Source organism: Paenibacillus sp. Y5S-9, assembly GCF_036894235.1.
In the GTDB taxonomy this organism is placed as follows: Bacteria; Bacillota; Bacilli; order Paenibacillales; family Paenibacillaceae; genus Paenibacillus.
This window is the reverse complement of sequence record NZ_CP145887.1, coordinates 1129785-1144300: the sequence shown is the minus strand read 5'-3', so window position 1 is coordinate 1144300 and position 14516 is coordinate 1129785. Positions and strand designations below refer to the sequence as shown.

At 42.8% G+C, this 14516-nt stretch carries 15 protein-coding genes; 2 read left to right on the top strand and 13 right to left on the bottom strand.

All coding sequences use genetic code 11. From position 1 onward, the window contains the following. Window positions 1-127 precede the first annotated feature (127 nt). From V6669_RS05000 to V6669_RS04955, 10 genes are all read right to left on the bottom strand, one after another. On the bottom strand, window positions 128-790 hold the full coding sequence (locus V6669_RS05000; RefSeq protein ID WP_315938060.1) for a hypothetical protein: 663 nt from the start codon (window positions 788-790) through the stop codon (window positions 128-130). 122 nt (window positions 791-912) lie between these two features. Further along, entirely contained in the window at window positions 913-1398 is a 486-nt protein-coding gene (locus V6669_RS04995; protein WP_338591300.1) for a hypothetical protein, read from the bottom strand. After that, window positions 1395-2222 carry a hypothetical protein gene (locus V6669_RS04990; RefSeq protein WP_338591298.1) on the bottom strand — a complete coding sequence of 276 codons (828 nt, stop codon included), beginning with the start codon at window positions 2220-2222 and terminating at the stop codon, window positions 1395-1397. The genes V6669_RS04995 and V6669_RS04990 overlap by 4 nt, the downstream gene beginning before the upstream one ends. Before the next feature lie 390 nt (window positions 2223-2612). Further along, window positions 2613-2897 carry a DUF4183 domain-containing protein gene (locus V6669_RS04985; protein ID WP_338591296.1) on the bottom strand — a complete coding sequence of 95 codons (285 nt, stop codon included), beginning with the start codon at window positions 2895-2897 and terminating at the stop codon, window positions 2613-2615. A gap of 82 nt (window positions 2898-2979) precedes the next feature. Continuing rightward, window positions 2980-3753 (bottom strand): DUF4183 domain-containing protein, encoded by a 774-nt coding sequence (locus V6669_RS04980; RefSeq protein ID WP_338594843.1) that lies wholly within the window; start codon window positions 3751-3753, stop codon window positions 2980-2982. 463 nt (window positions 3754-4216) lie between these two features. Then, window positions 4217-5107 carry a permease prefix domain 1-containing protein gene (locus tag V6669_RS04975; protein WP_338591294.1) on the bottom strand — a complete coding sequence of 297 codons (891 nt, stop codon included), beginning with the start codon at window positions 5105-5107 and terminating at the stop codon, window positions 4217-4219. Continuing rightward, complete coding sequence (locus V6669_RS04970; protein WP_315938067.1) at window positions 5094-5438, bottom strand: PadR family transcriptional regulator; 345 nt, start codon at window positions 5436-5438, stop codon at window positions 5094-5096. The genes V6669_RS04975 and V6669_RS04970 overlap by 14 nt, the downstream gene beginning before the upstream one ends. Window positions 5439-5819: 381 nt before the next feature. Continuing rightward, complete coding sequence (locus tag V6669_RS04965) at window positions 5820-6290, bottom strand: hypothetical protein (protein WP_338591288.1); 471 nt, start codon at window positions 6288-6290, stop codon at window positions 5820-5822. A gap of 18 nt (window positions 6291-6308) precedes the next feature. Beyond that, window positions 6309-7439, bottom strand: a complete 1131-nt coding sequence (locus V6669_RS04960; protein WP_338591285.1) for an EndoU domain-containing protein — start codon at window positions 7437-7439, stop codon at window positions 6309-6311. A 169-nt stretch (window positions 7440-7608) separates the two neighbouring features. Next, the gene (locus tag V6669_RS04955) at window positions 7609-7962 is read right to left on the bottom strand and encodes a hypothetical protein (RefSeq protein ID WP_338591283.1); all 354 of its coding nucleotides are present in this window, start codon (window positions 7960-7962) and stop codon (window positions 7609-7611) included. A 116-nt stretch (window positions 7963-8078) separates the two neighbouring features. Between V6669_RS04955 and V6669_RS04950 the strand changes: the two genes are divergently transcribed. Then, window positions 8079-8354 carry a hypothetical protein gene (locus V6669_RS04950; protein ID WP_338591280.1) on the top strand — a complete coding sequence of 92 codons (276 nt, stop codon included), beginning with the start codon at window positions 8079-8081 and terminating at the stop codon, window positions 8352-8354. A gap of 123 nt (window positions 8355-8477) precedes the next feature. On the opposite strand, the gene V6669_RS04945 is transcribed toward V6669_RS04950, so the two are convergent. Further along, a complete protein-coding gene (locus V6669_RS04945; RefSeq protein ID WP_338591278.1) occupies window positions 8478-8951 on the bottom strand; it encodes a DUF4362 domain-containing protein in 474 nt (157 codons plus the stop codon). A gap of 169 nt (window positions 8952-9120) precedes the next feature. On the opposite strand from V6669_RS04945, the gene V6669_RS04940 reads away from it, so the two are divergent. After that, window positions 9121-9570, top strand: coding sequence for a hypothetical protein (locus tag V6669_RS04940; protein WP_338591275.1), 450 nt, complete (start codon window positions 9121-9123; stop codon window positions 9568-9570). Window positions 9571-9675: 105 nt separating this feature from the next. On the opposite strand, the gene V6669_RS04935 is transcribed toward V6669_RS04940, so the two are convergent. Both V6669_RS04935 and V6669_RS04930 read right to left on the bottom strand, forming a co-directional pair. After that, window positions 9676-13161, bottom strand: a complete 3486-nt coding sequence (locus tag V6669_RS04935; protein WP_338591272.1) for a glycoside hydrolase family 2 TIM barrel-domain containing protein — start codon at window positions 13159-13161, stop codon at window positions 9676-9678. A 257-nt stretch (window positions 13162-13418) separates the two neighbouring features. Continuing rightward, entirely contained in the window at window positions 13419-14426 is a 1008-nt protein-coding gene (locus V6669_RS04930; protein ID WP_338591270.1) for a restriction endonuclease, read from the bottom strand. Between the last annotated feature and the right edge of the window lie 90 nt (window positions 14427-14516).

Here is a 14516-nt window from a genome sequence, read left to right as displayed (position 1 = left end):
GCCAGATATTTTGCGTGTTAGTGCATTTTGTATTTAAAGGAGATGACTGTTTTGCCGGCGTATAAAGCTGATGAAACAATTAACTGACTTCCACCCATTTGATCCGGTCAGCTATGCGGATATTTCATCATTCGTACCTTGGATTCAAAGCCTCTCTCCAAACGTCATCATCAACGAAATTTACATTATTCTCTTGAAAATAATTTCGGGTCTCTTGCTCCAGATCATTCAATATTTGGGGCCATTCCTTTTCGTTTGTTTCCTTGGATTCAAAGTCCCCAACTATGTTAAGCCATCGCTCATTTAACTGCTGATACTCCTCAATTCTAGCCTTAAGTTCAGCTGTTACAGGATAACTGGTTATATCCAGCCTCACGAATGTCATTCCCATACGGTGAAGGGTAAGTGGCATTATGTCGTCTGGACCTAAGCCATCTGTGAATAATGCTGCAGGTTTGACCAACCAATTGGCTTCTTGACTGAAACTTAGATTCATCAAGTTATACTTATTGATTATCTGTATCATATCTGTAAAGTTATAATAAAGCTGGCTGGCTTGTTCTCCATCCTCAACCATCTCGTTTGTTATTTTGTCATTCTCCAGTATTCGGTTAAATAAACTATCATTATTGATAATCGCACTCTTCAGATCAACGAGATCTTGGCGGACATTCATCGTTAGATACTGTTCATACATTCTTTTCTCTTTATAAAAGCTATAGGTTAGAATAAGTAAGATCACAAAGGCAATACAACATCCGATCATTAAAAGTCGTTTTTTCAGTATCATGGCAAGCTGTTCTCCTCATTTTTTTTATAGTAAGAAGCACCTCTACGCTTGTGTGTAGAAGTGCATTTAAGTAGTATCCTTTTCAAATTTTAATGCACTAGAGTAATCCTCCACCCTCGTATTTACACAACCTTTTCGCTACACCACTTTGGGTTATACGGCCTTTGACTTAATTTCAAGATATCGTCAGCTGTGTAATACCACTCAGCATCATCAAACCATAAGTAATCTTCCTTGTTATGTTGAAAATACTCTACTACAAACCTATAAATAAATTCATATTCATGATTAATATTTACAATATCCACTGCCCAAAAGTAATCTGTTGAATGGGTGAGCCACGTAAAACTATCATATGAATCTTCGACAACTTTATTCACGTTAAAAGTGAAGTATTTAATCGTTTCTTCATCATCAGTATTTGAAAGGGTCTCCTCATTTACTTCAGATAGTGTGCCTTCTGCAGATTGAAAGTTGTTATCTGGATCAAGATCAACTGTTAAATGAAAACAATACATATTTGCTCTCTGTGCTGCATGCTTAAAGTTCTCAAGAGTCTGCTCCGGAGAATATTTTGTGATTTTTTTTAGAATGATTACTGAACTCATTTACTGACAACCTCCTTCAATTCCTCTAATGAGCTAATTAATTTTATATTCTGATCTTTTATTTTTTCAACTAAATCAGACTGAGTTTTATTTTTCACAGTTACATCTTCAATGTAATAAATAACTTCTCGATTGTCATAGTTAAAATAATTTTTATTTGATGGATTGATCAACTTATCCAGTTGCTTTTCATCTAAGGCACTTAAAGACTTCTTGACTTCAATAATATGCGATTCTGTCAGAATATCGATATCGCCTGCTTTTAATTTATTTTGCAATTTCAACTCTATACCTGTACCTTCTAATCTACCAGTCTCTCTTATTGTCTCTGCCACTCGCCCCTCTAAAATATCACCAGGTTTTGAGCTTCTTAAATTTTTTTCGATAATTGCATCTATATCCTTAGGACCTTGATTAGTCCAAGATATTTCATTCCCGTATAAATTTGTGTATGTGGTTTTAGTGCCTTCCGTTCTTAGCCTTCCATCATGGTTCAGACTATTTCCCTCACTCTTCTCCTTTTTACCTTCCACAGCTCCACCCGATTCATGGTGATCCTTCGAGTGCAAGGCTCTGCCAAAGAGAAAATAAGAGAAAGCCTGGCCTACCATGGCACCTTTATAATAACCCGACTTATCCTCATCGAGCTGCTTCTTCTGCTCATCCATAAACTGCTCGATGTCAGACCTTGCCGTTCCCGTGCCCCAGGCCGCATCCCATGCGAATCCAATGCCACGTCCAACATCAACTACCTTACCCATAGTCATGGCATAGGCCAGACTGGTTAATGTACTAAACGGATTATAAATGAACGCTTCTGCCATCTCACCAAGTCCCGTAACGGTGTCACCAATTGCTTTATCGACCAGTCCGGTGCCGAAGCTTGGCTTTAGTTCTTCTGCTGGACCAACCGGGCCTTTTCCTCCAATAGATCGGGATGTACCTCGATTCGCTGCATTTAATTATCACCCGCCAACCTGATCGTAGTTTATGTACCTAAATTTTAACAAGTGAGAAGGAGGATTGGAATCAAACGGAAGGATCATTTCCTCAGAGGTTATCCGGTAGTTGGGCAACATCCTTGGATAACTATTCTTGCACATTAATGCATGGATGAATGCCGTTGAGTCGACTGGGTATCTTGTACAAAAAGAACGACTTCTATCACAGATAGAAGTCGCACAAGATAACGATACAGTAGGATTAAATCTTCTTTAAGACACTACAAATTGTACAACAACTGGAATCCCTTCATTCAGTGCATCTCCACCAGGAATCGTAATCGCGGTGGTTGTAACGGAGGAAGTATCTGCTGTTTGCATAATGCCGTTAATATACAGATTGTAATAATTGAATGAACCTGGTAGTGCCGTTGCAGCTACACCCGCATCATTTGTAAAAGCTGTCGCAGCAATCGCAAACGTTGCTCCAGTTCCGGTCCCATCACCAATGGTTGCAGCAAATCTTAAACTGTTCTGAAATGGTGTCACAAGTGGCATGTTTCTCACCTCCTACCTAACATAGTATATGTGGTAGGTTTGAGAGTAGTGAAGGCAAAGGAATCAGTAACTAAAACCATTTTTAACCATTTATGATATTGGCTGTTATTATAATTATCTCTATAGTTATAGGTGTCCCTGCAAAGATCACACCGATTTGTGACGAAAAAAACAACCTCTCCGCACTTACATTGTATGAGTTTCCCTGTTGAACGATCCCGTTGATATAAAGATTGTTGAAACTGTTAAGTCCAATTCCCGCAAATTCGGTTATGCTGCCGCCATCGTCATTTGTGAATGCGGTGGCAGGAATTATAACTGAGGCCGACAAATCCAGATCGGTGTCCGGAAAATAGAAGTAACGGTTTGCCGTAGGAATGATTTCAATTCCGGGTACGGTGCCCGGTGGACCTTGCTCACCTGGGGGACCCGTTGGTCCTTGGACTCCGGGAGTTCCCGGTTGACCTGGCTCACCCTGAGGACCTGCGGGGCCCTGGGCTCCGGGAAGCCCCGTTTGTCCCGGCTCACCTTGAGGGCCTGCAGGACCCTGCGCTCCCGGAACTCCCGGTTGACCCGATTCACCTTGAGGACCAGCCGGGCCTTGCGCTCCCGGAACTCCCGCTTGACCCGGCTCACCCTGAGGGCCAGCGGGACCCTGCGCTCCGGGAACTCCGGGTTGACCCGATTCACCTTGAGGGCCTGCGGGCCCCTGTGCTCCGGGGAGCCCCAGTTGACCCGGCACTCCGTGAGGACCAACTGGACCCTGCACTCCGGGAACTCCCGGTTGACCCGGCTCGCCGTGAGATCCGGCGGGGCCTTGGGCACCTGCAACACCTTGCGTGCCAGGGAGACTCACAGTCTTCAATTCGTGTTGTCTCAACGGAGCGAGCAAGGGGACGGGCTCACAACATACTGGGTTGCTACCTCCTCCTCTGGGTAATGCAATGACTTTTTTGTCATGGGCCATATTCTGTGATCTTAATGGACGCTTCAGTGAGCAGCGTTTTCTCCGATAAGATCTTCGGATAATATGGCATTTCTTTCGTTTTCCCAAGTGTTTGTTTCTGCATTTTGGCGTAGAACGACTGGGCCTTAATTTGTTGAGGGTGGCTGTCCTCTTGTTCAGATACTTCAAAATGGTCATCTCCTTAGGCCAAGGCACACAGTATATATGCCCTATACTATGTCCTTAGCACATTCGGAGAGTGTGCGAATAACTATGAGGGAAGCCCAATAAAAAAGACAAGAGTCCTGCAATAGTTGTCCTTTGGCTTGCCAGCATGGCTTCATTGTCTAATTATGAGGGAAGCTGAGTCCCCTTATGAAGCGGAGCTCAATTTCCTTTTTGCCGTCCAATAGCTCCAGCCTTGGAATACTACAAACAACGCTACTGCCATGGTCAAACTCATCCCCATCTCCACCACTCGCTGCATATTCCCACTCAGGAAAACGCTGTCCCCCTGAGTCACCGCGGAACTGAACTGTTCTGAGGCGAAAAATACATAATAGAGACTAAACATCAGCATATGAACAAAGGTGTACATGATGGAAAAGGCATAAGGAAGAATGGATATATACTTATTTTTACTTATCGCAAACACAATGAGTGCCTGTGCACCCAAGAACATAGAGGCGATCAAGGTGGACCCCAATCCACCAGACGTATGAAGCACGCCACTAAAAAATAACTTTTCAAACATATTAAACGTAAGTCCTTCACCCCAATAATGATACATCACCTGAAAATAAGCTTGCAGATACCCTAAAGTGAATAACAGGGGCACAGATAACAGGCAAAGACGATCCACACGTTTGCGTGTAAACACAAGACAGGCACCTAACGCACACACCGTAATCCAAAAAATAGGCATCAATTCGATATACCGATTATGCACACCATATCGATTCGCGATTAGTCCACCCGCCAGTGTTACAATGAATAGTAGCAAACCTGCTAAGGCACAGCCAAAAATCATTTTCATGTTGAATCCATACGTTTCTTTGGTTACCGTTTTGCGCAGTTCTGAGATAGAGCCAAATTGTTGAATGGAACGTTCGATGGCCTTCGTCTCTCCCAACCCCTGGCGCTTTAGATGATCCACCGAGGAATAGAGGTGAGCGGCCATTTCTTCTCTCCATTCAGACTTTTCCCTCTTCGTTAAAAACGTAAATTGAAGTACTTGATCCAAATACTGTTCAATGACTTCCATGCAGATCCCCTCCCAAGAATATATCAATAATCTTGATGTTCTCCGTCCATGATGTCCTCAATGTGTTGAGCTGAGTTTGGCCATCCGGGGTGATTCGGTAATATCGCCGCCGTGGTCCACTAATTTGCTCTCCCCAATAACCCTCTATGTATCCATTAGCCTCCATACGTTTCAGTGCCGGATACAACGTCCCTTCTTTTAGATCAAACTGACCATTGGTCTCGTCATTCACCGTTCTGGATATTTCGTATCCATATGCATCCTGCTTATTCAGTACAGACAGTACAATTCCATCGATGTATCCTTTAATCATTTCGTTTCTCAGCTTCACACACCACCTACTATGCATTTCTATGTAGTTAAGCATAACAAACAAATACTGTAAAAAGCAACACACGAAAATCCTTTTCCTTTTGACGGATTGTCATATGAAGAGCGACAGTTCCTCTGTGAAAGATTCGTTAGGGTTCTCCAACCCAAGCATTTTTGTAGTCTGTGATTCATTAGATCGAGTGGATGAGCGAGATCTTCATTTTAAAAGCTACAATTCTTCAATTTATAAAAATAGCACTTCAACTTATAGTCTAGTAGAAGTGCCTGATCCTAACTATTGTACTTCAGTTATATCCCCATGAATTTAAATCTCCCAATAATAAAGATGATACAACTTTTCACTGTTTACCAACCCTGATTAGGAATGAGCTTAAACCAACTATTGCATAGATCCATTTTCTATACTCTCAACTTCTAACATCTTTTGTTCAACCCATTTCATAACCATTTCTGCCTCCTCTCGAGCGATCACTCCCCTTTTACTTTTAAATTTGTAAGTTTCATAAGCCCATAGCAATATAATTTTTACAAACTCAACCGTCTCTAACTTACAGATCGGTTCAACTTCATCTTCTTCCTCATCGTAAAATGGATCTTCAATTATTGTATAGTCTTTATGTGATATAACGCTGGATGCATTTCCTCCATGTCTATATTCCGGTATCCCCCCCCTTAACAAATCCAGATAATTCTCAATATCCTTCTTCAAATCTTCAAATCTCCAAGGTATATCAGAACCTAAGGGATCACTTATCATACTTGCGAACTCTAGTGTTTTTTCCTCGTCAAAATCCAATACAACCATATTAAATTCATCCATATATTTCAGTTTATAATTATATTTTATCATTACTAATTTATCTCCAATTCAGTATATTGGGTATGCTGAGATTATCTTATCATTTCTTAAAATAAGCTCTACTTCCATTCCTGTGCTTGTTTTCCCTATATATTTATTGTTTTTTATATTTACTTTATTATTATAAGCTTCATTTACTGAATCAATTACCTGTTGCGGTGTCCATTCCTTTGGGAAAAATGTGGATTTTGGTCCTTTTGGTACTCCATTAATTTCAACATTAGCTTGATAGACACCAAACTCATTAGGTGTATCAACCTTCCCAACAATTTTACCGTTACTATTTGGCATCCCTTCATAATGAAAACCATTGGCATTCCCATTTTTGAGTATTTCTCCACCAAAAATATGGCTTAATCCGTTTTCTTTAGTTCCTGTTTTAAAGTTTTCTGTATTTTGTAGACTCCCGATCCATCGCTCTTTATCTACAACAGGTTTACCATCTTGTCCAGTTCCTTCTTTACCCTTATCCGACTCAGGCTTACCTCCGCCCGACCCAATGTCGTCCTTCGAACGAAATGCTTTGCCAAACAAAACATAGGCCAGAGCCTGTCCCGTCATCGCTCCACCGTAATACCCTGCTCCACTCTCATCAATCTGTTTCTTCTGCTCATCCACAAATTGCTCTATATCAGATCTTGCCGTTCCCGACCCCCAGGCGGTATCCCATGCAAACTGAATACCACGCCCAACGTCCACAACTTTGCCCACTGTCATGGCATATGCCACACTGCTTAATGTACTGAACGGGTTATCGAAGAGGGCTTCTGCCGTCTGGCCCATTCCTATTATTGTTTCTCCTACTGATTTATCAAGCAGCCCTACAGCGAAATTTCGCTTTAGTTCTTCTGGAATGTACAGTGCAACCTCGCCTGAGCCGTCCGTTGTTCTGAAATTCCTCGCGATAAACGTAAACTCTTTCTGGATTTCATCCAACAGCCCGAGTGTAGCCGGGAACACTTCTTTCACCTGCATAAAATCCCAGAAGAAACGCTCTCCTGTCACACCCGACCAATCGGATTGCAACAAATAAATCGATTTCTCCAGTTCTCTGACTATTCGATCGAGTTCCAATTTATTTTGCTGAACCAATCGAGCTTTCTCATCCAACACATCGGGATGTACCTGAATACGTTGCATTCCATCTTCACCGCCAACCTGACCATAGTAGTTATACCTAAATTTTAACAAGTGAAGAAGTCGATTGGAATCAAACGTAGGATTCATTTTCTCGTTAAAGATTCAGTAGGTAGGAAACATTCATTAGCCAGATATGTTACGTGTTCGTGCACGTTTTTTTAGTAGACTCTTACATCTTCTTAAAATGCTGAACGATCTCTTCCGGTTTCTGCGTCTCCAATGTGATCTGGCCTTTCTCGAATAGGATCATGTACGGATATGATTTCAGACCGAAAATCTTCTCATAATTAAACTTATTTTCATCACGGACATTATAAAAGGTTACGTTAGTTATTGGACCTTCTGCCCTCAAATTCTCGTTATTCACTTCATTTAATTGCGTCTGTAATTCAACAATAAATGGCCGCTCCGAAGGTCGATCGGTGAATACTATGAGTGATGCATCATTTCTTTGATTTTGCGTTAGATAATCAATGGCTTTCTCTCTATTGTTCTGACTACATCCTGTCACTAAAAGTATCAAAATACATAACACCCAAAGCCTCTTCATTTATATCACCATCCAAAATATGATATAATTGGTTATTAACCACTAAATTCACTTCATTAAAAATCTATTCGCTGAAAGGAAGATGCACATTGAGCAAAAGGAATATCATCATCGCTATCATTATTGCTCTTATCATATTGATACTTCAACTTGTGCTTTATTTTTCTGTAACTAATAAAGAAGAATCCGCACTTCCCGATTCAAATATCCCATTTCAAACCAAAACAGTAGATGAGCTTACCATCACACTTCGTAATGCAACCTATACAGATCATGAAGTGCAGTTGGGTTATGAGATTCGGGGCGGTGGACAGTCTGAGAATGATTTGACATATGCGTTTTATAATAAAGAGTCCAATGCTTAGTTCAGATAAAATCTCGATTTTTCACCTTTCAAATAGAAACGAAAACCTGCATAGCCAGCCTCGGCTTTTCAGGTTTTTAGGGTTTTGGCAGTCATTAAGAGTTTGCATGTGGATACATCTCATTTACAACTTAGGCATCCAAAAGGGGTTCTCTTCCTTCTCACAACCGGTTAACACGTAAAAAATATGTCCCTGCTCACTCTTCATCGTACCGATCCCTTTGCAGGTGTCGGTCTTCATTCCCTGTTTGGAGCCATAGGCATCCCTTGAGTTATCGTAAGTCGATTGAATAGCTGTACCATCATAGATCAATTCCTGGATAATGGGCCCACCCTCAATGGTATACATCGTTACACGAACCTGATCCTGCTGTTTTTTCTCCACATTTTTCATAAATGTGTCCCACTTATCTTCGTTTCGTATGCCTCCATGAAGCACAACCACATCCCCGCTTTGCTCCGCTTGCTCTGGATTATGGGGCTCAATAATTTCTGGAAAAGCTTGCGTAATTCCGGAAGCATTCGTTTTTGGATCATTTGCTTCACAAGCAGTTAACAGCATTAAAGCTAACGATAGGATAAGCATACTTTTTCTCATTCCATCACCTCATCTATGAAACGGTTCAATACTATCCTTTGTTGCATGATTATGCTTAATTTGTTATTTATCTGTAACTCCCTCGTTGTCCCGAACGTTTAGAATCATAGAAATGTATAAACAGGAACGAAAATTTTAGTGATTTATCATTCAGCAGGGGGTTAATTTAATGACGTTAAAAACAATGCTCGGTGTAGCACTGGCTCTATCTGTACTCATATCCACCCATTCGGCCAATACAGCGACTCTAGCTTCAACAAATGAGTGGCAATCAACCGGACTAGCCCATGAAATGGAGCGCTCATCCCTAACATCCACACCTGTTCTGCTCATTGCCCCAACTCAACATGAAGGTCGTTCCACATACAACGGCAGCTTCACAATGGTTGCTTCCAATGGAACACATGCCAACATATCGATTGAAAATAACAGCAACCACACGGTATATGTGAAAATGTATGTAGATGAAGTAAGTGAACCTATGGAAACATCTATCAGCAGAAATAGTAACAAAACGATAAACCTGCTTGCATTACAAGACACGGATATTAAGTTGTACATCTATAGCAGAATAGGTCATCACTTAGATCTCTCAGTTGAAGCAGAGCAGTTTCATTGATGCTTTCTCACAAATACATACAAGAAAAACCCTTCACGCAAGCGATTCAGATCCACGTTGCATGAACCGATGCCTGCTTGAAGGGGTTTTATATTTCCATCACACTTATTTCTCGAATCGGAACCAGCTGAAGTCAAACTGACTGCCTGGCAGGAAGATAAAGCTTACTTTTTGCACACCTTTCACCTGCTCAAGCTCAAACACCCGCTCTTCATATCCACCTGACTGGGTGAACTCAACCAACTGGTTGCTCTGTCCGTCCGCACCTGCGAAGCGAATATGAATCGTATTTTTATCAATCGGTGAATGACCGTAGATCACGAGCTTGGATGTGCCTTCTGCCGTAAAGTCCATGTTTTCAAACTCCAGCGACACGTTGTTCCCGATACCTTCTACTCGATCAGCTTCAATTTTGAACGTATCTCCATAGAGATGGTCACAGGATGCAGCCGCATTCTGTTCAAAAGCACGACTCTGACGTTCGAAGGAAAATCCTTTAATATGAATCTTCTGTTTCAGTACAAAACAGATCGACGTGATCCCGCTAAGGCGTTTGGACAATTGGTACGTCTCTTCCTGGTATACATTCCAGATGGACTCTTTGTTATACACCACATCTGCGATCATCGTGCTTCCCTCTTCATCCGGCATACCTTCCCAGATCTGAATGAAGTAATCCTCAGTGGACAGCGTGAAAATAGGAATCGTTATGGTATCGGAGCCGTATGGTCCGAAGTCAATATTACGGAAGCCTACATGCGTCTCTCCGTCGCGACTTGTCGCTACCCCACGTTCGTTGCCGTTACCTACATCACCTTTGGTGTAATCGTACAGTCCGCCCGTGATGAAGCCGTATGGATCTTTGTAGGCTGTACCGAGACCGTCCGCCTTGAATTCCAGCTGCGAGATCAGTTTCGTTTTATCCGTACCGTTGGTACTGGTTGCGCGAAGTCGGAACTCCCCGTCACCTATAGCCGATACCTTCACCGCATGTTGATGCTCGCCGTTGTCGCCCGTTTCCGCTTGAACGGCTTCTACTTTGGCTATGTTGGACTCAATCCCCGCATCATTCACAACAGCCCACTCAATATCGCGATAGGAAGTGTTCTCCGGATACAGTTTGGCGGTTACAGTCAGCTCTGGGTTGGACGGATCGAGCAACTGTCCTGCAGTACTGATGATCTCGATTTTGCGCAAAGGAATCTCCTGAGCGTTCCCCGTAAGCACCGGACGTTCTTCATTGTTCATGAAGACAGGTTGTACTTGTTTCTCATCAACCAGTTCCGCATCCACAATACGCGATTCAAACTCAGCTACAGCCCCTTCCAACCCTACAGAAGAAACTTCAATCCGTACTGTTCCAGCTTCATTTGTTGCTCCGATGATCGCCATCAGTTTGCCGCTGAATAGTCTTCTGCTCAATCCTTTGTATGGATCATAGTCCGTACTGTCCCCGTTATCCAGACCCAGCAATCGTCCTGCACCCGTCACCTGAACTTGCACGCGGTTGTTCGCATTGTGCACCGGATTACCCGCTTCATCTTCTACATCAATTTCTACAAAAATCAGGTCTGTGCCATTCGCATGCAGCTGCTCCCGATCCGCTTGCAGACGAATTTTCTTCGCATCCGTATAGGATCTTTGCACATCGGTTGCAATGATCTGACCGTTCTCATCGTAAGCGATCGCTTTCAGCTCGCCCTCTTCGTACGGTACTTTCCACCAGCCTGACAGCTGTGTTCCATTGGCATGATCGATATCGTACGTGCCAATCGTCTTGCCGTTGAGTTGCAGCTCAATCTTCGGCGCGTTGCTGCACACGCGTACATCAATGATCTGACCCGGGCTGAAATCCCAATAAGGGAACAGGTGAACCATCGGACTTTTCTTATAATCCGTCCAAGCCGCTTGGTAGATGTAATAAGAGTCTTTCGGGAACGTTGCGGTATCCAGCTGTCCAAAATACGAATTCTTCGTATGATACGGTGTCGGCTCTCCGATATAATCGAATCCGGTCCACAGGAACTGACCCAGCGAATACGGTGTATCTCGCTCTGCCAGAATGCAGTATTCTGCCGACTTCGCGCCCCAACTGGTCGTACTGTTACCCAAAGCCGAGCACTGCTCATCATCATCTGCCAGAATCGGCTGTTCGAACGGGAAGTGATAGATGCCACGACTCTGCACCACCGAAGACGTCTCACTACCATAGATAATCCAGTCAGGATGCTCTTCATGATGTTTGTCGTAATATTTTTCCGCGTAGTTGTACCCTGCCAGCTTCACGATATCTGCACATTTTTGTGCATTTTCCCAAGGCATGTAGTTCGAACCAATTGTCACGCCAGCATTACCTTTTGGATCAAATTCCAGCACATAATCCATCAGCATCCGAGTTACTTCCTGTCCACGCTCATCCGCATGGGTATCATAGATTTCGTTCCCAATACTCCACATGATCAGACTGGCATGGTTACGGTCGCGTTTCACCCAACTCTTCACATCCGTATGCACCCACTCTGGGAAAAATCTCGCATAATCGTATGGCGTTTTGGCACGTTCCCACATATCAAAAGCTTCAGACACAATCAGCATACCCATCTCATCCGCAAGTTCCATGAACCCTTTGGCAGGCATATTATGCGCGGTGCGGATGGCGTTAACACCCATTTCTTTGAGCAAAACGAATCTTCTACGCAATGCCGTCAGGTTAAACGCAGCTCCCAGTGCCCCGAGATCATGGTGTTCACACACGCCGTTCAGCTTCATCTTAACTCCGTTCAGGTGGAACCCTTCATTGGCATCCAGCTTGATATCCCGGAATCCAATACGCTGTGATACCGATTCAACTGTCCGATCTTCCTGATCATCCGAGGTCAATCGCAGCTCCGTCACCAGTTCATACAGATGCGGTGCATCCGGGCTCCACAAGTTTGGACTCTCCACAATGATCTGTTGGCTATCTGCCGATACCACCACATTCTCACCCACCGAAGCCGTAACATTCGCTTGGCTGGATGCCACCATCTGACCTTCATACCGGATCGTATGCACCAGCTCTGCTTGCTGATTCTGTTCCAGGTTCAGCTCCGTATCCACTTCCACCTGCCAGCCATTCGGCTGCTGATTAATGGATACATAGATTCCATCCGTAACAATATGGTTGCGGTCTCTCGTCTTCAGCCACACATGGCGATAGATTCCGGCCCCGGAATACCATCTGCTGTTCGGGCTCTGATGCACCACTTTGACAACAATCTCATTGTCGCCTTCCAACAATGCATTCGTGATCTCATGTTCAAAAGCAGAATAGCCATATTTCCACTCCCCAACAAGCTGCCCGTTCACATACACCGAAGAGTCCATGTATACGCCATCAAAACAAAGCAAAAGCTGCTGCTCCTCATCCTTCGTATAATGGAACGTCTTGCGGTACCATCCAATGCTGTTCTCATACAGTTCAAGCGTATTATATATCAGCCAATCATGGGGAAGTTCCACAGGTTCATATACCAGACCCGCAGGTTCCGTAACATCCAGCTTACTTTTCGCAAATTGCCATCCATCATTAAAAAGCCTCTTCTGATTCATGGTAGATTCTCACTTTCTTCAAGTAAATTATGATTGCGGTTACAACAGTAGATGTCTCTTTTTCCGAAAACCTTTTCGGTAATACACAAGTATGACTATAACACATAACCCGATTATACCATCAGTCTCTTTCCTATACCTCCATTTCATAAGATTTTTTAGCCATAATGATGAACGTTTTATTCCCTCCAAGCATTGTAAATCTCGATGACAACAAACCAAAAAGGCAACCCGTCAACCGGGTCACCTTCTCTGTTCTATAAAGGCCAATATATCTTCTTTAGGGGCATTAATGATTTAGCCTCTGAATCAAATGCATCATAATGCTGATTAATCAGCTCTACCAGAAGATCTGCATCTACCAAAGAAACTGGAATGTTAGAACGTTCTGCTTCATACTTAGCCTCTCTGGTGAATCCCCCAGTTGAAACATAAACCCCTTGATCACCGGGTCTTAACCCTCCGATAAAACTTCGAATTTCATTGGATCCCATCGCGTTTTTCCTATGTTTAACTTCCACCATAATTCTAGGCTGTTGCAGCCCCAAACCATCTGGTGATGCAATAATATCTCTTCCACGATCAGGTCCTTTTACAGATATTCTTGTTTTGTATCCCATGCCTCTTAAGACACCAGCTACGAGACTCTGCATTTCTTCCCAATCTAAATGATTGAATTTGTCCTTTATAAATTCATGTGCTCTTTCAATTACATCTTCCTTGATTGTATCTAGTTCTGCCTGTTCTTTCTCAGTTTCTTCCGGTTGTGATTCAAAAGACTCGGTACTTTTGGTTTTCAAAAAATGGATCAGTTCCTTCACTGTTTCATTTTGCAATGCAAAGAGAGTCATTATCGAACCTAGAGAATTACGAGTGTTCGCTGTTAAAACATCCCGATTAACTAGCCCGTTCCACAACACCTTTCTATAGTGATTTTTGTCCGAAATAACCCCTTCACCAAATTTATAGTCTGAAGTAATTTCCCCAATTAGATACTCGCGTGTTTGAGGATTATATGTAACAACCAAATCTCCTACTTTCATTTCATTAGCAAATCTGATTAACTGACCCGCTGTTATATTTACTTTGCCATCCTTATAGTCGGGATACTCGTCACGAAGTCGCTTCTTCACATCATCGATATGTCTCACTTGTGCCAATGAACCTACTTCATTCCAACCAATGGCTATCATCTGTGTTTCTTTGAACTCTTCAAAGAGATATGCATTCTCCCCGGCTCTAATAAACCAATTATTTTTACTCATAAGTTCCTCCATAACTTGCTTATTTCTAACTTAATTAGAAGTTTCGGCATGGAAATGACATTCCCTGCATGAAGACTGTATATAGTTCAG